Annotated in this window: 21 protein-coding genes and 6 pseudogenes; 6 read left to right on the forward strand and 21 right to left on the reverse strand. The window is 53.6% G+C overall.

Going from position 1 to position 22,633, the window contains the following annotated elements:
- Positions 1 to 43: 43 nt before the first annotated feature.
- On the reverse strand, positions 44 to 481 hold the full coding sequence (locus tag JCM12539_RS09820) for a MerR family transcriptional regulator (RefSeq protein WP_054651112.1): 438 nt from the start codon (positions 479 to 481) through the stop codon (positions 44 to 46).
- A gap of 270 nt (positions 482 to 751) precedes the next feature.
- Here JCM12539_RS09820 and JCM12539_RS09825 point away from each other — a divergent pair, with 270 nt between their 5' ends.
- The 4 genes and pseudogenes from JCM12539_RS09825 to JCM12539_RS09840 all read left to right on the forward strand — a co-directional run bounded on the left by JCM12539_RS09825 (position 752) and on the right by JCM12539_RS09840 (position 4,166).
- Positions 752 to 2,092, forward strand: a complete 1,341-nt coding sequence (locus JCM12539_RS09825; RefSeq protein ID WP_054651148.1) for an MFS transporter — start codon at positions 752 to 754, stop codon at positions 2,090 to 2,092.
- Positions 2,093 to 2,109: 17 nt separating this feature from the next.
- A complete protein-coding gene (locus JCM12539_RS09830) occupies positions 2,110 to 2,901 on the forward strand; it encodes a hypothetical protein (protein ID WP_156302172.1) in 792 nt (263 codons plus the stop codon).
- A pseudogene (locus JCM12539_RS09835) lies at positions 2,898 to 3,502 on the forward strand (NAD(P)H-binding protein). Before JCM12539_RS09830 ends, JCM12539_RS09835 begins: the two are co-directional and overlap by 4 nt.
- 13 nt (positions 3,503 to 3,515) lie before the next feature.
- On the forward strand, positions 3,516 to 4,166 hold the full coding sequence (locus JCM12539_RS09840; RefSeq protein ID WP_054651116.1) for an NAD(P)H-binding protein: 651 nt from the start codon (positions 3,516 to 3,518) through the stop codon (positions 4,164 to 4,166).
- Positions 4,167 to 4,274: 108 nt separating this feature from the next.
- Here JCM12539_RS09840 and JCM12539_RS09845 read toward each other — a convergent pair whose 3' ends face one another.
- The 15 genes and pseudogenes from JCM12539_RS09845 to JCM12539_RS09915 form a co-directional block, all read right to left on the reverse strand.
- Positions 4,275 to 6,038, reverse strand: coding sequence for an ABC transporter ATP-binding protein (locus tag JCM12539_RS09845; protein WP_082405468.1), 1,764 nt, complete (start codon positions 6,036 to 6,038; stop codon positions 4,275 to 4,277).
- 25 nt (positions 6,039 to 6,063) lie between these two features.
- The gene (locus tag JCM12539_RS09850) at positions 6,064 to 6,651 is read right to left on the reverse strand and encodes a MarR family winged helix-turn-helix transcriptional regulator (protein ID WP_054651118.1); all 588 of its coding nucleotides are present in this window, start codon (positions 6,649 to 6,651) and stop codon (positions 6,064 to 6,066) included.
- Between the two features lie 172 nt (positions 6,652 to 6,823).
- On the reverse strand, positions 6,824 to 7,198 hold the full coding sequence (locus JCM12539_RS09855; protein ID WP_054651120.1) for a YxeA family protein: 375 nt from the start codon (positions 7,196 to 7,198) through the stop codon (positions 6,824 to 6,826).
- An 838-nt stretch (positions 7,199 to 8,036) separates the two neighbouring features.
- Positions 8,037 to 8,693: an amino acid ABC transporter permease gene (locus tag JCM12539_RS09860; RefSeq protein WP_054651122.1), complete on the reverse strand. Its 657-nt coding sequence runs from the start codon at positions 8,691 to 8,693 to the stop codon at positions 8,037 to 8,039.
- Positions 8,694 to 8,709: 16 nt separating this feature from the next.
- Positions 8,710 to 9,353: pseudogene (locus JCM12539_RS09865) on the reverse strand (amino acid ABC transporter permease).
- A gap of 1 nt (position 9,354) precedes the next feature.
- Positions 9,355 to 10,179 (reverse strand): glutamate ABC transporter substrate-binding protein, encoded by an 825-nt coding sequence (locus tag JCM12539_RS09870; RefSeq protein ID WP_054651124.1) that lies wholly within the window; start codon positions 10,177 to 10,179, stop codon positions 9,355 to 9,357.
- 12 nt (positions 10,180 to 10,191) lie between these two features.
- A pseudogene (locus JCM12539_RS09875) lies at positions 10,192 to 10,931 on the reverse strand (amino acid ABC transporter ATP-binding protein).
- 83 nt (positions 10,932 to 11,014) lie between these two features.
- Positions 11,015 to 11,470: a DUF6681 family protein gene (locus tag JCM12539_RS09880; protein ID WP_162204120.1), complete on the reverse strand. Its 456-nt coding sequence runs from the start codon at positions 11,468 to 11,470 to the stop codon at positions 11,015 to 11,017.
- Positions 11,409 to 11,825, reverse strand: a complete 417-nt coding sequence (locus tag JCM12539_RS09885; protein WP_054651128.1) for a DUF6681 family protein — start codon at positions 11,823 to 11,825, stop codon at positions 11,409 to 11,411. The genes JCM12539_RS09880 and JCM12539_RS09885 overlap by 62 nt, the downstream gene beginning before the upstream one ends.
- Positions 11,826 to 11,843: 18 nt before the next feature.
- Positions 11,844 to 12,326, reverse strand: a complete 483-nt coding sequence (locus JCM12539_RS09890) for a hypothetical protein (RefSeq protein ID WP_054651130.1) — start codon at positions 12,324 to 12,326, stop codon at positions 11,844 to 11,846.
- A 158-nt stretch (positions 12,327 to 12,484) separates the two neighbouring features.
- Positions 12,485 to 13,086, reverse strand: a pseudogene (locus JCM12539_RS09895) (guanylate kinase).
- A gap of 215 nt (positions 13,087 to 13,301) precedes the next feature.
- Positions 13,302 to 14,528, reverse strand: coding sequence for a C40 family peptidase (locus JCM12539_RS09900; protein WP_054651132.1), 1,227 nt, complete (start codon positions 14,526 to 14,528; stop codon positions 13,302 to 13,304).
- Between the two features lie 516 nt (positions 14,529 to 15,044).
- Positions 15,045 to 16,255: pseudogene (gene tyrS, locus JCM12539_RS09905) on the reverse strand (tyrosine--tRNA ligase).
- Between the two features lie 569 nt (positions 16,256 to 16,824).
- Positions 16,825 to 17,535 carry an MgtC/SapB family protein gene (locus tag JCM12539_RS09910; RefSeq protein WP_054651134.1) on the reverse strand — a complete coding sequence of 237 codons (711 nt, stop codon included), beginning with the start codon at positions 17,533 to 17,535 and terminating at the stop codon, positions 16,825 to 16,827.
- Between the two features lie 182 nt (positions 17,536 to 17,717).
- Positions 17,718 to 18,059, reverse strand: a complete 342-nt coding sequence (locus JCM12539_RS09915) for a MarR family transcriptional regulator (protein ID WP_054651136.1) — start codon at positions 18,057 to 18,059, stop codon at positions 17,718 to 17,720.
- A gap of 150 nt (positions 18,060 to 18,209) precedes the next feature.
- On the opposite strand from JCM12539_RS09915, the gene JCM12539_RS12820 reads away from it, so the two are divergent.
- On the forward strand, positions 18,210 to 18,722 hold the full coding sequence (locus JCM12539_RS12820; RefSeq protein ID WP_263849789.1) for an NADPH-dependent FMN reductase: 513 nt from the start codon (positions 18,210 to 18,212) through the stop codon (positions 18,720 to 18,722).
- Here JCM12539_RS12820 and JCM12539_RS09925 read toward each other — a convergent pair.
- The 5 genes and pseudogenes from JCM12539_RS09925 to ndk form a co-directional block, all read right to left on the reverse strand.
- The gene (locus JCM12539_RS09925) at positions 18,714 to 19,208 is read right to left on the reverse strand and encodes a GNAT family N-acetyltransferase (RefSeq protein WP_054651152.1); all 495 of its coding nucleotides are present in this window, start codon (positions 19,206 to 19,208) and stop codon (positions 18,714 to 18,716) included. The two genes, JCM12539_RS12820 and JCM12539_RS09925, sit on opposite strands and share 9 nt — an antisense overlap.
- An 88-nt stretch (positions 19,209 to 19,296) precedes the next feature.
- A complete protein-coding gene (locus tag JCM12539_RS09930) occupies positions 19,297 to 19,947 on the reverse strand; it encodes an SDR family oxidoreductase (protein WP_054651140.1) in 651 nt (216 codons plus the stop codon).
- Positions 19,944 to 20,549, reverse strand: a complete 606-nt coding sequence (locus JCM12539_RS09935; protein WP_054651142.1) for a TMEM175 family protein — start codon at positions 20,547 to 20,549, stop codon at positions 19,944 to 19,946. The genes JCM12539_RS09930 and JCM12539_RS09935 overlap by 4 nt, the downstream gene beginning before the upstream one ends.
- 16 nt (positions 20,550 to 20,565) lie before the next feature.
- The gene (locus tag JCM12539_RS09940) at positions 20,566 to 20,925 is read right to left on the reverse strand and encodes an iron chaperone (protein ID WP_054651144.1); all 360 of its coding nucleotides are present in this window, start codon (positions 20,923 to 20,925) and stop codon (positions 20,566 to 20,568) included.
- A 41-nt stretch (positions 20,926 to 20,966) separates the two neighbouring features.
- Positions 20,967 to 21,391, reverse strand: a pseudogene (ndk, locus tag JCM12539_RS09945) (nucleoside-diphosphate kinase).
- Between the two features lie 263 nt (positions 21,392 to 21,654).
- Here ndk and JCM12539_RS09950 point away from each other — a divergent pair.
- Complete coding sequence (locus JCM12539_RS09950; protein WP_054651146.1) at positions 21,655 to 22,422, forward strand: Cof-type HAD-IIB family hydrolase; 768 nt, start codon at positions 21,655 to 21,657, stop codon at positions 22,420 to 22,422.
- Positions 22,423 to 22,633: the final 211 nt, after the last annotated feature.

The raw sequence follows: 22,633 nt of genomic DNA on the forward strand, positions 1-22,633 counted from the left end.
CCACGCGCCCACCAAATACCGGTAGGCGCGTGTTTGCGTATATTTAAACTTTTGCGACCGTATCGGGGGCGTTATCCGCCGCGGTTGCAACGTTGGAGGGCTCGTAGGTGTCCGGCTTGGCGTTAATCAGCACGTCGGCGTAATGCGCCACCTTCTTGTTGATAGTCTCCAGGTGGTGGTTTAATTCGGCAATTTCGTCTAGCGTGCGCTGCTGTTGTGCCAACATGATTTGATACCGCTCCGGCACCGTGCTTTCACCCGCAATGACTAGGTCAAAGTAGTGTTTGATACTCTCCAGTGGCATCCCTGTCTGCCGCAAACACGTAATGAGGTGTACCCATTCCAAGTCTACGTCGTCAAAGACGCGGTTGTTGTTTTCATCACGTTTTACGTAGGGCAACAGCCCGTGGTCATGATAATAACGCACCGTGTAGGTGGTCAGCCCCATCTTTTTAGCCACTTCTTGAACTGTGTACGTCATTAGCAATACTTCCCCTCTGTTTAACTGTTACCATCATACTACCTTACACCCACTATAACGCAAGCAAAAGTTACACCAGCTATAACCCGCGCCACGACGATGTTTGTGGAGGCTATCATTGGGCACCCGTTTAATCTTACCTGAATGTCCAGGCGGCTTTGACCGTACAGCACCGTCATGACGGCGTTTGAAAAAATTGCAATTTTCCTTGCGCTTACACCAGCTCTAACCATTACACTGATGTCATCAACTCAGGGAGACATCATTAACATGCAAAAGCAAAAACACTTTGACTGGATTCTACTCGTTATCTTATTAAGTTATTTCATGATTCTGCTCGACAACTCCATCATCTTTACTGGAACGGTTAAAATCGCGCAGGACCTGCATCTTGACCAAAACACCCTGTCCTGGGTATCCAGTGCGTACTCACTGACTTTTGGCGGTTTCCTGCTGGTCGGTGGGCGTGCTGGTGACCTGTTCGGCCGCCGGCGTGTTTTCCAGATTGGTCTAATCATCTTCGGCCTAGGATCCCTACTCGTCGGTGCCGCTGGGTCCGCAACCCTGATTATCGCTGCCCGTGCATTTCAGGGTATCGGCAGCGCCATTTTGGCACCGACCACTCTGGCCATCTTGATGGATACTTACACGGGCGGCAAACGCGTCCGGGCCATTGGTTACTACGGCGCGATGGGTGGCATCGGTGCATCGGTCGGCTTAGTCATTGGTGGGCTACTGGCCAGCCTATTGAGTTGGCGCATCGGTTTCTTCATCAACGTACCCATCGCCGTCTGGATGCTCTACCTGTCCATGCGGCACCTGCCCAATGATACCGGCCGCAAAGGCACACTGGATTGGCTCGGTACCCTAACCTCACTGTTCGGCATGATCACCCTGGTCTACAGCATCGTCGGTACAGTCGGCCAGCTGTACGCCCTCATCGCCGCCGTCATTCTGTTAGGGATTTTCATTGCCCAGGAGGCCCACACAGCTCAACCAATCATGCCGCTACGCTTGTTTGCGGATTTGGAGCGTACCGGGGCCAACATCAGCCATATCCTCTACATGGGCGCCATGCTGGGATTTTGGTTCATCACGCCGCAGATTATGCAAAGTCAGCTAGGTTTTACGCCACTAATGGCGGGCATCGCGTTCTTCCCGCTGACGGTCGTCAACTTTGTGGTCGCCCTACAGGTTGCACGCCTGACCAAGAAGCTCGGCAATGGTGGGCTGCTAATTATTGGTATCCTGCTGACCTTTATCGGGATGTTTTGGATGAGCCGCTTCACTCCTGCCACAGGCTACTGGCTCGGCATCGCCCTACCAATGGTGATGCTGGGAGTCGGCCAAGGCTTGGCGCTGAGTCCGTTCACCGCTGCGGGTGTTGCCCATACACTGGGTGAGGACGCGGGGGCGGCTAGTGGTGTAGTCAACGTGATGCACCAGCTCGGTGGCTCAATCGGGCTATCAATCTTAGTGGCGATACAAGGCATGTTCCGCGGCGTTGTTCCGGGTTTCCAGCACGCAATTTTGACCGGTGCATGGCTACTGTTTCTAGCCTTGTTGGCCGCAATATTCATGGTGTTGCCGGGAGAGCGCCGCAACCATTAAGCACACTCGAGGTGAGTATGATGACTGCACCCACCATTTATTACGCCGTAGTCAACCTCGACGGCGATTTCCTACTCAATTGGCAAACCGATTCGGCGCCAATTGTACGCTACCTCTATCAACACCCACAGGCCAAGTTGCTCATTTGTCACGAATCGCCTGATAACCAGGACGATTGCAGCATCGTCGCCACCATTGAACCCCAATTGACAGTCGAAGATATCGGCCTAGCACCCAGTTCGTTGGGTGCGTCCGGTAGTCGCTTAATTGCGACGCTGGATGCGACATTAGGGCAAGCGCTCGATGCCGGTGTTGACAACTTTGGTTCCGCACACGCTAAACGGCTAGCGTATCTATCGTTGTATTATGCTCAGTTGAAATCACTCAGTCGCCGCGATACCATCATCATGATACTCAGCGCCTATCTGCACGATTTCGGTGCGGACCGCGACGGGCAGGACGGCGGCTACGGACTGAGCCGCTTTAACCGCTACCTAGACGGACACGGTATTGTTGATCCTGAGTTAATTCATGCAAAGCTGACAATGATACTCAACCGTGCCCACCTGCCTTGGTCAAGCACGGACTCCCAGCAGTTGATGTACATCCTCGCTGATTCACGGGTGACCGGTTGGACTCGACACCTGCAGGACTGGACACACGATATACGCCTCCTTGACCAACTACGCTTTGGCCGGTCAGTCGTCCTGACGCAACTGCACGACTACGACGCAATGCGCCTACTGTTTATATCGCAACAAGAACTTAACCTAATCCCAGACAGCAAAACAAAGGAGATACTGATATGACAAACGTATTAATTATTGGGGCAACAGGCTCGGTGGGCCAGGTCACCCGCAACTACTTTTTGCAAAATAGCAACGACAGCCTCACGTTGATGGCCCGCCACACCGACCGCTACGCAATCTGAACGCTGACCGTGAGCATGTCATAGCGGGCAGTGTGACTGACCCCGCCATCCTGAAACAGTCCCTCGCTGGCCAAGATGTGGTCTTTGCTGCTCTGAGCGGCGACTTGCCCCGCATGGCGCAGGCGCTCGTGGATGGCATGGACGAGGCCGGCGTTCAGCGGCTGTTGTTCATCAGTTCGATGGGCATCTATAACGAGATACCAGCGTCCGTTGGTGCCAGCGGCAACCTAGATTCGAACCCGATGCTCAGCTCTTACCGCCGGGCAGCCGATATTATCGAGGCGTCAGGCCTCAATTACACCGTTATTCGGCCGGGATGGTTCGATAGCGGCAACGACACTGACTATCAAATCACGCACAAAGGTGAGGCCTTTGGTGGCCACGATGTATCTCGGGTCAGTATCGCTGATTTGGTCTTACGCCTGGCCCACGATCCAAAGTTAGGCAGCCGTGACAGTCTCGGAATTAACCGCAAATAAGGAGGAACCCGGCATGAAATTATTGATACTAGCAGCAAATGGTCAAATTGCCCGGATCGTTGAGCAACGGATATTGAACGAACCACAATTTAGCGACGTGGAGCTCACTTTGGGTCTCCGCCGTGCAGAACGTTTATCGGCATTGGCGTCTAACCCACGCGTCACCGTCATCGAAACGGACCTAGAAGATGCCGCGTCGGTTGGGCGCGCGGTCGCCGGGCAGGACATGGTCTTTGTTGCCGTAGTTGATCACGATCGCGATAACCGGATGACCAAGAACGTGATTACTGCCATGCAAGCACACCATGTGCACCGCATCATCTTCACCAATATACTGGGTATTTACAACGAGGTACCCGGTGAGTTTGGCCGCTGGAATCTAGCTCAGGTTCGCTCCGGCCTCGCCGCCGCTCAACAGTCCGACCAACTACTAGCTGAATCCGATTTGGCTTACACTACTTTGCGCCTCCCGTGGCTCAATAACCGTGACGAAGTCAAGTACACCGTCACCACGCGCAACGAACCGTACGTCGGGGTGTCCGGCTCGCGTCAAAGTGTCGCCGACGTCGTGCTCAAAATCGTTGCTGATCCCGACTTTGCCGCCAACGACAGTATCGGCATGGCCGACCCGGATACCCAGGGAGAAGACCGGCCGGTGTACTAGCTCGCGGTTGATCATCCTGAGTAGTCTCCCAGACACCGATATTCCCGGGAAATAAAAGACCCACCGCATCCCCCAACAGGGAAATGCGACGGGCCTTTGCCATCCGCGCTAAGCACTTTGTTCTTCGTGACCAAACTGGTTTTCCACGTATTCACGGTACAAATCGTGGTGGGCCACCAACTCGTCGTGGGTCCCGTGACCGCTAACCGTGCCCTGCTCGATAAAGTAGATCTGGTCCGCGTTCACAATGGTGCTGAGCCGGTGGGCGATGACCAACGTCGTCCGGTTGTGCATCAGCTTAGTTAACGCCTTCTGCACCATCATTTCTGACTCTGAATCCAGACTGGCCGTGGCCTCGTCCAGCATCAGGATCTGCGGATCACGCAGGAACGCCCGCGCAATGGCAATCCGCTGCCGTTGACCGCCAGACAGCTTCACGCCACGTTCACCCACCTGGGTGTCCAACCCATCGGGCAACCGCCGTACGAAGTCTTCCGCGTACGCCATCAACAGTACTTGCCACAACCGCTCATCGTCATAATCGCCCGTTAGTCCGTACGTGAGGTTATAGCGTACGGTACCCGCCATAATGGGTGCGTCCTGACTCACCAGACCGATTTGTTGGCGCCAAGCGGTGAGGTCAACCTGATTGACGTCATGGTCACCGAGAGTGATCCGCCCGGACTGCGGCGTGTAATACCGCTCAATGAGACCAAAGATGGTCGACTTGCCCCCGCCGGAAGGTCCAGCAAAAGCAATTACTTTGTTTGGTTCTGCAACGAATGATACGTCATGAAGCACCTGTTCGCCGTCCGCATAGCTGAAGTTAACGTCGTTCATCGCCAGCGTCTGTCCAGATACCGAGTCCAAAGCCGCGGTACCCTGAGGTTCGTCCGGCACCATCAGGAGCTCCTGAATGCGCGCGGTTGACCCACTAGCTTTGCCCAACGAGGTGAAGAACTGCCCCAAAGTGGTAAACGGTGAAATCATCTGCACGAGGTACATCAGAAACGAGAACAGCGTCCCCATCGTCATGGTTCCCTGCGCAATTCGGTTCGCACCGTACGCCAGCATGCCGACAACCATCCCCATCATCACCATGGTCATGACGGGACCCGCAATGGAGTCATACATAGCTTCCTTCAACCCCAACTGGTACAGGGCGTCCACCCGCGCGTGTCCGCGCTGAGCCTCTACTGGTTCGGCGGTTGACGACTTCACGAGCCGGACCTCGCCAATGACTTCGTTAGCCTCACCGTTAAACCCGGCGAGTGCATCCTGACGACCAAAGGCGATTTTACGTGACTGGTTGGCCACCGGCATGATGACCAGTAGCACCAATGGCACCGCCACAAACATGAGTAGCGTCATCCGCCAGTCCATCACCAGCATGAAAGCCAGCGCGCCGAACAGTTGCAAAATTGACGTTGCCATCTGCGGTACGGAGTTCGCCAGCAGGTCTTTGACCTGGGTGGTGTCGTTCACCAATCGTGACGACACCTCCCCCGACTTCGTATTCTCGTAGTAGCCCACGGGCAGACGCAGGATTTTGTCCCACATCAACGTCCGCAACTTTGCGACCACGTCCTCACCGAAGAATCCGAGGATAGTCCCCGACCCCGCACTGACCAACGCGCTCAGTACGAACAGTCCAATCACGCCCACGACGAAGACGGTATCGACGTGGTGACCCAGCTGATTAATCAGCGTTTGGGCAAAGTGGGGCACCAACAGTTGAAACACGGTCGCAACCAGCCCTAATGCTAAGCCCACGCCCAGTTGCCAATACTTGGGGTGGATCCGGCTAATCAGGCCCAGAAAGTTACGCATGCTAAATTTTTGTGGCGCTCCGGTACTTCTCATTCGTTGCATTACCAATTACCTCTATCTACAAGTTTTAGAACCGGCCCCGATCAAAACCAGGGTGACGACGGCCCCCACCATACGGCCAATCGCCGTGGGGTCCATGATGTCCGTGTGCCCCGTGGAAGCCACGCCCAAAGCCGCGGCCATCGTGATCATCATCGCGATGTTCGTCTTCTTGTCGCTCAACGTCCGGTACCAACTTGGCTAGTAATGCCTGAAGCTGAGCACGTTCCTCATCGGAAAGTGCCGCAAAGGCGTTGTCAGTAAACTCAGCGCGAGTGTTCTGCGCGTCGTCCAGCGCCTGCTGCCCCTTATCGGTCAAACTAATCATCTGCACGCGTTTATCGTCGGGTGCGGAGTTACGTTCAGCCAGGCCGGCTTCGACCAGTCGGTTCACGAGGGCCGTCACTGAGCTAGGGCGGATATCCAAACGCTCTGCGATATCAGCGTTAGTCAGCTGCTGCCCATCCTTCAACAGAACGAGCACGCGCAACGGTCCGCGTAACTCAACGTTACCATCGCGACGCTGCTGGGTCTGAATAGCGGCCCAAACAAAGCGGCGCTGCATGAACAGCTGCCCAAATAGTTGCAGTAAATCTTCATTAGGTGTGTTTGCCATAACTAAATTCTCCTTTACGTAAGCTGTTTACCATCGACAAATTACTTAGTTAGTTTTTATATCAGCTAACTACTTTGAAGAGTCTAAACCGTTAGTTAGATTTTGTCAACCCTAACTAAATTTGTCGTCAAAAAAATAGGGTGACTACTAGTCAGCCCCCTAATTAACCAAGCTATTGTAATTCATTCCGCGCAGCTTCGGGTACGCTCGACGCGCTGACCGCGGTGTATGTTTGTACGTAAGCGCCTTTGTGATCAATCTTCAAGTAACGTCCGCGCTTGAGCACTTTCACGCCCACGAACTCCAACGTACGGCTGCGGCCATAGCGGTCAACGGCCATTTGCCGGTATGTGGGAGTGCCGTAACCGTTGACGCTGACGGGATTGGTGGTTTTCACGTACGCGACGTCTTTGCCTACCAACGGGTTGAGCTGATCCACCGTGGCCGCTAGCTGGCTACTACTATTTTGCGTGGCAAACTTGGCGCCAACGCCCACCAATGCAATCACTACGGCGATGCCCAGAATAATGGATATGAACCTCTTCATAACGTTCTTCCTCCCTGACTAATATGCCATCAGTATACGGGAAGGTCGAGGCTCCGCCATCGGCCGCTGGTCTGAACTTTAGCGGTTGGTCGGTGGTTGCGTGCAGGCAAAGAGGCGGTGGGGTTGCGGCTTACGTGCCTTGAGCCGTGAATTGCTACGGTAGTGGGTGACGGCAGCGTTGGCCGGGTTGGTGAGCTACGGCTTTCGTGGGTGCTCCGCGGTAATCCACTGCTAGGGCGAAACCTCCAACTCGCCAAGTGCATGCGAGTTTCCGGTGCGATTCTGAGCCTGCCCGGAAGCCCGCCGGTCAGTCTCAGAATTCGTCGCGCCGTACGTCACTATGTTCCTACGGCGGTCTCCCCCGCAGTGGTTACCGCTCCGACCCACACGCCTCCACTCACCAACCCGACCGACGCGGCCTCCCACTACTGTTGTAACAACCACGTCTCCGGGCACGCCGCCTCCACCCCACCACCACTTTGCCGGCACCCGTCACTTCGTGGATGTCATACCAGCGGCGGCGTCAGAGCTACATGAACCATACAGGATTGTCATTCAGTGTGCTTGAAACGCAGCCCTCACGAATTTAATTCAGCGGCTTATACAGAGTACCGTTTAATCTGCAGGGGTACAATTTGAGGCACAGGTTGTACTGACACGCATCTGCCCGCAGAAAGAAAAGTTTCCAACACAATGTATCGGGAACCCGCGGGCGGGGTTTGGGGCGTAGGGCACGTAAGCCCGCCAACCCCAAACCCCGCCCGCGGGTTCGTATCCACCATAACGAAAAAAAAGCCGGCCCACGTCTGCAGACGCGCGCCAGCTCAGTTATAGATGGTTAGATGGCCAGTCGCTTGGCGAGGTGCCGCGAAGCAATTGACAGTAAGTAATTAATCACAAAGTAGATCACGGCCAACGCCACGTACATCGGAATCATGTAGTTGACGTTCTGACCGTAAATAATCTCCGCCCGATACATCGCTTCGGGCAACAGGATGATGGTCGCCAAACTCGTGTCCTTAATCAGGCTGATAAATTGACTCACAATCGGCGGAATCATTTTACGGAACGCTTGCGGCATAATCACCTGAGTCATCGCCTGAACGTAGGTGAGCCCGTTACTGCGAGCCGCCTCCATCTGCCCCTTTGGCACCGCGTTGATCCCGCTCCGAATGATTTCGGCCAGCATCGCGGACTCGAAGATACTCAACGCAATGATTGCCGCCGGTACCACGGCCACCCGGATACCAATCCCTGGCAACCCGAAGTATACGAAGAATAAAATCAAAATTAGCGGCAAGTTACGAATAATATCGATGACAAAGCCGACAATGGCGGAAAAATACTTGACGTTCACGTAGCGCGCCACACCTAGTAGTGAGCCGACGATGAAGCTGAGCACAATTGCCCAGAGTGAAACCTCAATGGTAATACCAAACCCCTCAAACAAGTAGCGGAGGTTGACCCACGATAAAGCCTTTACGAATGTGTCCATATCAGTTCACCCCCCCCTAGGCCGTTTGCCAGCGCTTTTCGAGATAGCGCATGAAGTACGATAGTGGCAACGTAATAATCAGGTACAGCAACCCGACCGCCAGGTACGTATTGAACGTCTGCAGGTTAGCCGACGCCACCAGCTTACCCTGATACATCAGGTCGAAGCCCGAAACAAAGGCCAAAACCGATGAGTTCTTGATCAGGTTGATGAATTGATTACCCAGCGGTGGATGATAATCTTCACCGCTTGCGGGAAGATGATGTGCGTCATCGCCTGCAGGTAGGACAACCCGTTACTGCGGGCACCCTCCATCTGGCCGACTGGCACCGATTCAATCCCGGCACGCACCGTTTCGGCGATGAACGCACTGGTGTAAATGGTCAGCCCAATCGTGCCGGCGGTAAACCCATCAATCGCCATCACGTACTTGGGGATGACCACATAGAAGAACATGGTAATGACCAGCAACGGGATGTTCCGCACGACTTCAACGTACACCCGCCCGATAACGCGAACAACTTTGTGCGCGCTAATTTCCATCAGAGCAAAGACAGTCCCGATGACGCAACTACCGATGAGGGCCAATATACTACACCACACCGTATAACCGAGACCGTTAATTAACGTGCCCCAGTTGTCAAAGAGTACTGAGAACATATCACTCAACCTCCTTTAAACTGAAGCCCGGAATACCGCCAAACCACTTCTTGACCAAATGAGCGTATTCCCCGTTGGCCTTCATTTCTTTGATAGTTTGGTTGATCTTGTTCCGGAACGGCTTCTGACCCTTGTTCACCGCAATCCCGTATGGTTCCTTGGTGTAAGTACCACCAACAACCTCGTAGCTGTGATCCTGCGCTGCCATCCCGTAAAGGATACCGTTATCAGTGGACAAAGCGTCCGCCTGACCGGACTTCAACGCGGTAAACGCCGAAGCATAATCCGCTAACTGCAATACTTGTGTTTGTGGTGCAGCCGCCTTAATCTCGTCACCGTACGTTGAGCCCTGGGTGACAATCACCTTCGTACCCTTAGTCAGGTCCTTCACGCTGTGAATCTTGCTGCCCTTCTTAACCAGTAACGACCCACCGGCTTTGAAGTACACGTTCGAAAAGTCGACCTGCTTTTTCCGATCCGGCGTAATGGACATCGTGGCCACAATGGCGTCAATGTTCCCCGCCTTCAGCATCGGGATACGGGTATCGCTAGTGATGGTGACAAATTCAGCTTTGCCCTTCTTGCCCAGAATATGTTTGGTAATTGCTTTGGCCATATCTACATCGAACCCCTTGATTTGGTTAGACTTCACGTCTAGTAAACCAAAGAGGTTGGTGTCGGCCTTCACGCCCCACACGATTGTGTTGTCCTGCTTAGCGCGGGTCAGCACGTTTTGCTTGGAAATGTCCTTGCCGCAACTCGACAGGCCCACCGTCAGCAAAACCAGTAGCGCGGGGAGCAGCCACTTCATAATGCGCTTACGCATGCTGATCCCCCCTTAGTGGTTAATAATCTTACTAATAAATTCCTTAGCCCGCGGTTCCTGTGGATTGTCAAAGAAGCCGTTCACGTCGCGACTGTCTTCCAGAATCTGGCCGTCCGCATGAACACGATACGGTCCCCAACGTGCCGGGCAAAGCCCATTTCGTGGGTCACCACAACCATCGTCATGCCCTGGTTGGCAATTTGCTGCATAACTGCCAGCACGTCGCCAATGGTTTCTGGGTCCAACGCACTCGTTGGTTCGTCAAACAGAATGGCCTTCGGGTGCATTGCTAGACTGCGCGCAATGGCGATTCGTTGCTTCTGACCCCCGGAAAGCATACTAGGAAAACTAGCTGCCTTGTCAGCGAGCCCGACCGTTTTTAGCAACTCGTGGGCTTCAGCCTCCGCGTCTTCCTTGGAGGTCTTCAACACCAAGCGCGGTCCGAGCGTGATGTTGTCCAGCACGCTCTTGTTGGCGTAGAGGTTAAAGTGTTGGAACACCATCCCTACGTCCTTGCGTAACCGGTTGATATCGGTCTTCTTGTCCGCTAGGTCCATGTTGTTAACCAGCAGTTGCCCTTCGGAAATGCTCTCCAGTCCGTTAATCGTACGTAAAAGCGTACTCTTCCCGGAACCGGAAGGGCCGATAATCGTCACCACTTCACCCTTATCGATGGTGAGGTTGATGTCCTTCAATGCGTGGAACTTGTTTGGATAGTATTTCTCAACGTGCTTGAACTCAATCATGGACATAACCGAGACCTCCAGTTTTCTTTGTATTAAATAATTTTACATTGAAAATTAGGAGAAAGCAAACTAAGGTCTCATAATGTCGATTATTTATTCGGATTTACGTATGCAACTTTGGCATCAATAGTGAACTTCGCAAAGGCATCCCGAAGACCCGAACGGCCCGGTTCCTTCTGTGGCCCACCTGACAGCGTTACTGACGCCAAGGCCAAGTCAAATTTATCCTGCGCATCGTCAATTGGTGACAGCCCCACGGTGACCACTTCGGCCAGTTCCGTCGCGTCCAGTTCGTTCAGCCCACCACGAATAATCCAACGTTTTCCGTGCTGTACCAACTCAAAGAATGGCACTAACACCGGCGTACCCATTGCTAGCACTGGTTGTGCGGTCTTTTGGGCAACCTCCGTCAGCATTTGTTCACTCACTCCCTGGTAGTCCAGCGTCATGACACCGTTGTCCTCCATGTGCTTGGCCAGGCGATCAATATTTTTTTTGCTGCCGTGACCCAATAAGCAACGTGGTCGGCAAGAGTTGCGACTCATCAAACACACCCACCGTGGGCGTCTCGTCCTGCACGAAGGCTTCAGCGGCCTCTTGGCGGGCTTTAGCACTACCACCGAGGGCCCGTTCAATCTTAGGCGAAATGTCGGCCGGAGCCTTCTTAGTGGTGAAATAGTACATAAAGTTCAGGTAAATAAAGTACAGCATGACTACAAAGAGCGCGAGAAAGAGGGCTCCGCGTATGCGATACCCTTCATAACGCAGGTTAGCAATGGCCACGTAGAGTAAGTAAAAGTTAGCAAAGAAGGCAATGATGGTGAACACACGCCCCTTTGGCCGATCCTGAATGTTAAAGTAGCCGAAAATACGGTTAACAATATCTAGTGCTGTCAGCATACGTTCTTCATCCCCCCGTTAGTTTGAACTGGCTGCGCTTGAAGCAGCACCGCTAGACGCCGCCGAATCCGCTGTGCTGGAGCTACTACTGGACGCGCTGCTTGCGTTACTGCTAGCAGCACTCGAATTGTTGGTGGCATCATCGTTCGCCGACTCACTGGATGCGGAACTAGCACCGCTAGTAGCGCCACTACTGTGACTTTGCCCCGCGGCGCTGTCCTGACTCGCACTGTCTGAACTGGCCGAATCATCCGACGCCGACTTAGCCTTTTTGGAGGACGCCCTACTGTCAGCGTTACTACTAGTGGCACTGGAGCCCGACTTAGCCGCAGCCGACGAGGATTTGGACGCACTAATACTGGATAACAGGCTGCTTTGCTCAGACGAGCTCTTAGGCCGGTTAACCGGGTTAATGGTGTTCACAACGTTATACGCACTACTTAATAGAATAATTGAAACAATTGCCGCTGGTGATAACAACGGAATGGTCCGATATGCCATTTTGCATGCCCCCTACTATATAATTTTGCCAATCCCACGTTGCCCACTGGTCCCGGGACTGGTTCCGCAATAATTGCCGCAATCAGTAACCAACCGATGCGACTTCAACTAAGCCCTTATTTTAACCTGAAATTACGAATATTGTGTGATCTGCCACCTTAAGAAGCAGTAACGTTATGGTCACCACTAACGGGTTGCACACTCCAATCAATCAGCAGCGCGTCTACTTGTACCCGTGCCAACTGCCAATCGTCATTGTCGACCACATCGGCGTGGCCAACTAACGCATCGGGCAGCGCCAGGTCCCGTTCAAACTCATCACTAGCGAGCCGTTGCGCAATCATAGCAGCATCATCGCCCCGCTGCGTCAACCGCTCCGCCAACACCGAGGGTCCGTAATCGTCATGAAGATAGTTTCAACACGGTACTGATGGACACGCTCTTGGTAGGTGATGGCGCCCGCAGTATCCAAAACAATTGACGCGACGTCCGCCTGAGCAAAGGCACGGTCGAGTCCTTCAAAGGAAGAACCGTACTGGTAACCAGAGTACCGTACGTGCTCGATAAAATGGTTGTCAGCAAAACTCGCATCATCCTCAAAGTAGTAATCCCGACCGTCGACTTCTCCGGGCCGTTGCGGCCGGGTGGTGTGGGTAATAATCCGGTTAATGCCGTACTGCTGATGCAAATATTGCTGTACCGACGTTTTACCGGTCCCCGTGGCACCTGTGATTACTAGTAAGCGTTTGGTCGTCGCCATCATGACATTTCCCCCTGAGTTTCTTACTCACCATGATACCACAGGCACCGAACGGCCTAAAAATGTTGCGGACATTATGGCAAATTACTGTTGTGCACAAAAATAGCGTTGCATAACCGACTGTTGGTTACGCGACGCTATTTTTGCTACAACGAACATCAACATGTCCATTGCCTGGTTTGAAGAAAACTCTTAATTACTTTTATAACAAGGAATTACAGGCGACGACCAAAACTTGGCCGGAAGGCGCTAATGCTCGTGTACTTAACGGACTGGCCCTCAGTAGGTGCGTGGATGAACATCCCGTTACCAACGTACACACCTACGTGGTAAGCCGAACCAACGCCACCCCAGAATACTAGGTCACCGGCCTGTAGGTCAGAAACGCTGACGTAAGTACCCAACGTGCTCATTGCTTCAGAAGTACGTGGCAGGCTGATACCAGCCTGAGCTGCGGCGTAGTAAATCAAGCCGGAGCAGTCAAAGCCGGCTGGTGAAGTACCGCCCCAAACGTATGGAGTACCGATGTACTTGGCCGCGTTGCTGATGATGCTACCGCCACTAACAGATGGCGTTGATGAAGCACCGGCACCATTGTTGCTGGAGCTACCGGAGTTGCCGTTAGTAGTAGTTGCATCGCTGGAACTGTTACTGTTGCTGGAAGACTTGGCGTCCGTAGTCGTCGTGGTCTTAGCAGCACTAGTGTCGCTAGCCTTAGCTGCGGTAGCAACAGCCTTAGCTGCTGCCTTCTCGCCAGCCTTAGCAGCGTCGGCTTCCAAAGTAGCCAGCGCGTCCTGGTTGTCAGTCAGCTCTTGGTTCAAACTGTCGGCAGCCTTCTGGGCGTCATCCTTCAAGGAAGACAGGTTCTTCTGGTCAGCAACCAACTGGGTCTTAGTGGCTTCCAGCGTGTCCTTCTTGTTTTGCTGCGTTTGCTTCAAGGCAGCCAGGTTGCCCTCGGCACTCTTCACGTCGTTCATGGCGTCTGAGTTAGCCTTGCTCAACTTGCCAACCGTGAGGCCACGGTCGATCAAGTCGGAGATGCTATCACTGTTCAGGATGAAGTCGGCGTATACGTTACCCGTAACGGAATCGCCAGCCTGCTTCTGCAGGGACTTCAACTGAGCCTTCATGGTTGCCTTACGGGCAGCCAATTCCTTCTGTGCGGTAGTAATCTTACCGTCATAACTCTTGATTGCTGCTGTCGTATCAGCAATCTTAGTGTTGGCGTCGTTGATGGCAACCGTCTTGTTCGAAACTTGGTTGTCCAGATCAGCTACCTTTGACTGTGCTGACTGTACCTCAGCCAGTAATTTGGCGTTACTCGACTTCTTCGCTGTGATTTCGGCGCTATCCGCAGCATGTACATTGGATGCTTCCCCAAAAGCAGTGGTTGCTAGCAGGAACGCCGCAGCGATTGTTGCTATTGTAATTGACTTCTTCAAACCAGTTCACTCCGTCCCTAATAACTTCTTCTTTAAGAATCTGTAATGAAGTATAGGCCCAAAGTGTTACAACGCTGTTACGAACGTGCAATAACCTTATTACGGTTCGTTGCCATCTGCAACATTTCGCGGAAGTAACCGGTTGCGAAGCGAACATTTGTACGTGCTTTTAGGACAATTAGGCGCACTTTGTTGTTAATATATTCTTAGTCCAATCGCCACAAAACCATCATACTTTTCGTCTATAGTATTAATCATCAGCAGGAGGAATTAGAGCAGCGGATAGGCTTGAAGGCTAATCCGCTCGCCGTTCACACTTACTGATGGAGCGTAGCACGGCAACCATACCAATTACTTAGGCGCGACGTTTATGCAGGAAAATTTGAATATGACAAAGCAAAGGAGCAGTACGCACCGTTCGCGTACCGCTCCTATTTGTGTAGCGACATTAATTGGTGGTGCCGGCTTTGCTCTGGCCACCATCCGTATACGGACAGCTCGTGCCCAATTGCGCGACTAGTCCGTAATGTGAACCAAGAAGTATTTCCGCTTACCCCGGCGGATAATGACAAAGCGACCATCGAAGTGGGCAGACGGATCAACGGTAAAGTCGACGTCCTGTACCCGGTCACCGTTAACGTAAATGGCCCCGTTATTAATATCTTCACGTGCTTGACGACGAGACTTTTCGATTTGCGTTACGTCAACCAAGAATTCAACTAAGTTAGCGGACGTTGCGGGCGCAGTGGCACTTGGCATCCGTTCAAAACCCTGCTCAATTTCGTCGCAGTCAGGCTGGCCACGTCTCCAGAGAACAAGGCGCGTGAGATGTTCTCCGCTTCCTGCACCGCAGCTTTGCCATGTACGAACTCCGTAACCTCTTCGGCCAGGCGTCGCTGGGCGGCACGTTTTTCGGGGTGATCCTTAGTTGCCTGCACCAATTCGGCAATCTCGTCCTTGGACAGGAAGGTAAAGAACTTCAGGAACTTTTCTACGTCGGCGTCATCCTGGTTGTACCAGAACTGGTAGAACTCGTACGGCGACGTCTTCTTCGGGTCGAGCCAAACGGCACCGCCGGCCGACTTACCAAACTTAGTGCCATCACTCTTGAGCATCAACGGGTTGGTCAACCCAAACGCCTGGGCATCGGCACCCTCCAGGCGGTGAATCAGGTCAATGCCGGCGGTGATGTTGCCCCACTGGTCGGCCCCACCAATTTGTAGGTGCACGCCGTTATTCCGGAACAAAGTCAGGAAGTCAACGGACTGCAAAATCTGGTAAGTGAATTCGGTGTAGCTAATACCGCTTTCCAGACGGCTGGCCACCACTTCTTTGTTGAGCATGTTGTTAATCGTGAAAAGCTTCCCGTAGTCGCGCAAAAAGTCGAGGAGGGAGATTTTGCTCAACCAGTCGTAGTTATTCACGATGGTGAAATTATCAGTCCCGAAGAGCTTGACCATTTGGTCGGTCAGCTTCTGCTCGTTGTCGTGAATTACGTCCATCGTCTGCAAAACACGCTCGCTGTTACGCCCAGACGGGTCCCCGATAGCGCCAGTACCACCACCGATTAGGATAACCGGGTGGTGGCCAAACTGCTGGAACCGCTTGAGGATCATGAACGGAATGAGGTGTCCCACGTGTAGGGAGTCCCCAGTGGGGTCGGTCCCACAATAAACGCCGATGTGTTCCTTGGCGGTTAATTCACGTAAACCGTCCTCGTCGGTCATTTGATTCAGCGCCCCGCGCCAAGCCAGTTCATCAATAATGTTGTCGCATCTGCCATATCTATTTCCCCCTACGTTTAATTCGACCAAATGCACACAGCAAAGTGGCGTTCCCGTTCATCCAGCTGGATCAAAGAGTTGCTAGGTCAATCGCGGCCCGGACATTAAAAAAAGCCCCGTAGCGTTGTTCACGCTACGGGACGGACATGCCGCGGTACCACCCAGCTTGTACGGCCTTACGCCGTACCTCTCAGCAGTGATAACGGTCTGCACCACGGACACTCAAAGTGATTGTAATTCACCGCCACGGTCGCACCGGCTCGCAGCAAACGCCGGCTTTCTGAAGGTCTCCGTGACGACTACTGGGTTCACTGGTCGCCATTTATTGCGTTAAGTGTACCACACGCCATCGTCCATCGTCCACGGGTTCGGCTCCGTTAACGAAGTGTTTGCCGGCAGCGTTGGTCGAACCGGTGAGCTGCGGCTTTTGTGTGGCGCTCCGCGGTAACCACAGCTAGGGCGAAGGGCACGTAAGCCGCAATCCCACCGCCACTTTGCCTGCACACACACCACTAGCGCGTGACGACGCGGACGGTGCGGATGTTGTCGTTGGCGGAGATGTCGTCGATCAAGTCGACGTAGTTCGCCTTCCGCGGAATTTCAATCCGGTAGATGTTTTTGTACACCGCTTCGCCGTTCGTCCGCTCGGTGCTAAACGCGGTTGCCAGGACGTTCACCTTATGTTCGCTGAAGTAGCCCTTAACGAACTTTTGCGTCTCCGCCTTATTAACGTACTTCACTTCCAGTCGGCGAATTGGTGGCGTAATCCGGAATGCGCGCTTGAGGAAGGCCAGCACCACGATGACGAAAATTGCGCTAATGACCGCAATCGTGTAGTAGCCCATCCCGATGGCAATCCCGAGGCCGGCCACCGCCCAAAGGGACGCGGCCGTAGTTAGGCCCGAGATATTGTGGCGCGTCACGATAATCGTGCCGGCGCCCAAGAAACCAATACCACTCACCACCTGACAAATTAGCCGGGCGGGATCGGCCCGAATGACCGAGAATATTTCCTTATTGTGGATGGCAAAGTTGATAGCCTGGGCCGCAATTTCCTGCTGGATCATCGCAATCACGCACGCTCCTAGACACACCAAAATGTGCGTCCGCATCCCCGCGGGGTGGCTATTATGCTCACGGTTGGAGCCGATAATTCCGGCAACCACCGTGGCCATCGCTAAACGGATAATAATCCGTGTAATATCAACTGAATATGCAGACATACATACTCCTCCCAAAATGTTTTCTATATAACTGCTATGTTTTTACTGCACATCCCCAAAGGCGTGTGCCGAAAGCTGTAGAATCTCCCCCAGCATCTCGTTAAACCGGGCCAGCTCCGCTTCACTGTAGTGGCTTGCGACCACCGCCGCCGCTCCCCGTAACCGCTGGTCCAGTAATGACTTTAACCGTGCGACCTCCGTACCATCGCGGTTAGTCTGAGTTGCCACTCCTTTGCGTTATCGGGCATCCGTTCGCGAATGACCAAACCCGCACCCGCTAACCGGGTCACCGCACGGCTCGCCGTGGCCTGCGACGTATGTACCAGCGCGGGTAATTCCTTTTGTGGCAGGATTGAATGTTGCCCCACCGTCGCCACAATCAGAATGTCGCGCGTACTCAACCGGTGGATTAGTGCCCGGACGTTGGGGTTACGCGTTTGTTGCTCGGCCCACCGCTTCTCACCGTCCGCACTACCATCCTGAGCAATAAACTGGTTGAGTCGTTCCAGAATTTCATCAATCAAAATACGCCCCTCCTTTTTAATTCACGTGCATAGATATTGACAATCTCAGTTCAACGTTTATACTACATTTTGTATTCACGTGAATCAATAATGCTAACTACAAACATTTTAAAATAATGGAGGAATCTATGACGAATAAAAAAAATTGGCATCATCAGCGGTTCTAACCGCCCGGGACGTGTTGCCCCCGCCGTTGCCGCCTGGCTACAAAACCAATTAGCAACGCAGGACCTCGATTCCGTAATTATCGACCTCGCCACAATTGACTTACCGTTTCTCGCCGAGCCCACACCGCCCGCCGAGGGATATTACACCCAGGACAGCACCCGCAACTTTGCACAAATCATCGACCAGTACGCCGGATTCGTGCTAGTGTTCGGCCAGTACAACTGGGGCTACCCCGCCGTGCTGAAAAACGCACTGGACACCGTTTTCGCTGAGTGGAACCACAAACCCGTAGCGACACTCATTTACGGTAACCACACCATGCAGGCGGACATCGCCATCCGGATGGTTATCAACGGACTGCGGATGCGGCAACTGGCGACCAACATCGCCACCCCGGTGCCCGCCAGCAACGACCCCGCCACCGTGGCGCAAACGCTCCACCCCTTTGCCCCGCTAGTGCCGCTCATGGCGGCTGAGTTCAAATCCTTACTGTAACTCACGCACCATGTTGAACCACCGCTCACCAGCGTGCGCCGAGTCCGCGATGCCCTCGTTAGCAAAACCGTTGCGCTCGTAAAAGGGCACCAGCCGCGCCAGGCACGTTAACGTGATGGCCCGCCGCCCTTGCTGAAGCGCCACGGACGCCAGCTGTTCCAACAGCGCACTACCCAGCCCGCTGTCCCGAAAATCCGGGTGGACGGCCAGACTCAGCACCGTCTGGTAACAATCAGCCGGGCGGTTAGGCTGACTATCGCCATACAACTCATCGATCAAATAGCGCTGATTAAAGGCGGGGCCGACTACGTAACCAGCAACCGTCCCCGACGTCGTGGTCGCCACAATGAACGTGTCACTGTACGCAGCAATACGTTGCGTCATGGCCGCCCGACTCGCGGCTTCCTCTGGCGTGAAACCCGCCTGTTCAATGTGCATAATGGCGTCAATTTGTGCGGCCTTGGCAGGCCCGAAAGTGTAATCCATCTCAATTTCCCCGTATACCACAACGCCCGCCCGCAGCAGTACCCCACGTAGAGGTGCATCGCCACGGACGGGCGTTGTGTGACCTGTGCTAACGCGCTGCTGTCCAATCATTCACGGCAGCCGCAATTTCCGTATTCCCTGAGTGCATGGTGATGACCTGACCAAAGGTGTTGCTCTGGTCGAGCACGGCCGCGAGTACCGCCGCCACGTCCGGGATCGGGTTGCGACCACCGTCGTCCACACCCAACGCGACTTTGCCGGTCGCCTCATCCTCAGTCAGACTGCCGGGCTGCAGAATGGTGTAGTCCAACTGCGTGTTACGAATTAACCAGTTATCCGCCACAAACTTAGCCACGTTATAATCGGCGAGGCTGTCCAGGGACGGGATGCCTGCCCACCGCTCCGGCTGCGTCGCGAACAGCGAGCTCAGCATAACGTAACGCTTAATGCCCGCTTGCTCAGCCGCCTGCATCGACTTAATCGCACCAAATTCCTCAACCTGGAGTAGGCTCTTACCGCGCGAGCCCGCCACAAAGTAGACCGCGTCGTTCCCTTTGAGCGTGGCTGCCATGGTGGCCGGATCCGCCGTTAAATCGAAGGAGACTGCTGTCGCGATATCCGTCTGCTTGAACTTAGCCGGCGTGTGTACGCCCGCCGTCACCGTGTGTCCTGCGTCCACGAGGTCAGCAATTAAATCCTGCCCCACGCGACCGGTGGCACCAATTACAAATACTTTCATTTTTGCTCCTCTTTTGCCTCATTCTTGTTATACCGGTGGGCCCTAGCCAATAAGGCCATAATCCACGAGCCCGAAATCACCGCCACCATGACCCACGTAATGGGCGGCCAAAAATTAGCCAGAACAATATCGACCACGCCCATACCGATAAAGACCAATCGTCGTTGGTTAATCCGCGCAAACTCGTCGCGGGCCTTACCGTCACGCATTTGCTTTGCAACACGGGCAGCTAATGTGTATAGTGCCATGACCGTTAAAATGTAGAGCACCGCGTACGCAATGCTGGGCGCCGCCGCTAGCGGGTAGCGATCAAACCAACTCGTCAACATCGGCAACAACGATATTGGTAGTAATACCAGCGCGTTGAGCCACAAGTCAATCGGTGTCACTGACCTTAACTGCGCGATGATATTGTGGTGACTGACCCAAAAGCTCGTCACCAACACGTAACTAATTAAGTATGCCACCAGTGCCGTCACGTGTTGCGCCGTCAGTAGGTCCGTCCACTGGCTACCCGCGGGCACAATCAACCCCAACACCATAATGGTAATGATGATTGAAAACATACCGTCACTATATGACTCCAAACGGTTCTTCGTCATCAGCTCACCGCCCCAATTAATCTGATTCCGTAAATTCCATGGTCAGTAACTTAATCAGCAATTCAGCGGGCACCTCCTGGTCAAAGCGGATATTGAGCCGCTTTTGCCCGGATGAGTACCCCGCAGCGCTAATCCTCGCGACCAACTCCACCGGAATATCCCGGCTAAGCAACAAGCTCACGTGCGCCTTGTATGCAGCAATACTTACCCGCTGCCCGTTAGCAGTGAAAAAGGGTTGCCCCCACTTAATGCTTTCGGTGGCTACCGGCACTTGTTCGTGAATTGTCCGTCGCATCCGCGCCAACAGTGACTGGGCTGCTGGTACCTGTTGCCCAATATAATCATCAACGTCACGATATTCCGGCTTACTTGGCATGGTGTGCCCCCTCACGTACAGACATCAATTCCGTTCTAACCTTAGAATAATTCGGGGAACCAGATCCGCATCTCGCGGTCAGCACTCTCTTCACTATCCGAGCTGTGCACCACGTTGCGGATGGGACCAGGACCCCAACTACGAGCAAAGTCGCCGCGAATGGTGCCAATTGGTGCTTCGTCCGGCTTGGTGTTACCTGCCATCCGCCGGAATTGCGCGACCACATCATCGCCACTCGCGATAATGGCCACCAACGGTTTTTCCATCATGTAGGACTGCATCGCCGGGTAGTACGGCTTGCTACGTGCGGTGCGTAATGCTGCGCTAGCAATTCGGGCGTTGCCTGAATTACCTTGAGGGCACTAATCGTGTATTGACGCCGCTCCAGCCGCGTAATGACCTCACCGATATGCCCAGCTTCGACACCATCCGGCTTCACCAAAATTAACGTCCGTTCTTCTGCCATAATCACTTCTCCGTTCTATGTGTGGTTGGTTCAATCAAAGGGGCGCAATCACTGCTCCTCAGTCCCAAACCAGCCATTCATTCAACTCAAAAAGTCGTACCTTCTACGTCCCAATTATGCAGAAGATTGGCCGCGATATCAACCGGGTTCATGGATATTCGCCACATTGTACGTTGGCCAAATTGGTAGCCCGCCTTTTGTCATTTACACAAACGGGACTTATTATATAAATAAGGTCATTAATAGGTTGAGGGGGCAATATTTTGTACCAAGCAGTTGTATTCTTTGATTTGGACGGTACGTTGTTACGGGATGACAAAACGGTCGCGGACGATACGCGTAATGCCATCACCCGGCTGCGGGCTAACAACATCTTGCCCGTGGTCGCCACCGGACGCAACGTCTTTGAAATCCAGTACGTGTTAGACCAGACGGGAATTAACTCCATCGTCAGTGCGAATGGAAGCTACGTGCAATACGGGGGCCAAAAGCTACATGCCGAAACCATTCCGGTACCACTAATTGAACGATTCGACAGCTTTGCCCGGGCACAAGGCGACGTGGTCGGGTGGTACAACAACACCGGCTTTGCGCTCAGTGGCGCGAACGCCGCTACCCGTGAGAACTACCAATTGCTGCACCTAACCGCCGACGTTGATCCACATTGGTACCAGCACAATCCCGTTAATTTTATGTTCACGTTTAACTTTGACAAAGCCAAGCTGTACCAACGCCACTTTGCCGGTCAACTAAGTCTGGTCCGCAACAATCCGCGCGGCCTCGACACCATGCTGACGGGCGTATCTAAGCGCACTGGCATCGCACACTTCCTCAACCAGACGGGACTGGCTGGTCTGCCTACGTACGCATTTGGGGATGAGTTGAACGACTTGGAAATGCTGTCGATGGTTGACCACCCCGTGGCAATGGGTAACGGTAATGATCAGGACAAGGCACTTGCAGAGTACGTGACCACCACCAACATGAACCACGGTATCTTCAGGGGACTACGGCATTTCGGATTAGTGTAATAACGTAGATGGGGCCGGACGGAATGGCCGGGTAAACGCAAAAGTGGGCTGACGTTAAATTGATGGGGAATGTTGTGGTGCTACCTTTGCTTGTTGAAACGAGCCCCGACCCGCAGAAACTCACGTATAAGCTACTAGCACCCAAAAGGCCAATGCGGCCCCCAACACTATCGGAGAATGGTGACGTGCGCCCGCGTTACTCGTGCTTATC

This window comes from Lacticaseibacillus pantheris DSM 15945 = JCM 12539 = NBRC 106106 (assembly GCF_001311175.1).
Lineage (GTDB): Bacteria > Bacillota > Bacilli > Lactobacillales > Lactobacillaceae > Lacticaseibacillus > Lacticaseibacillus pantheris.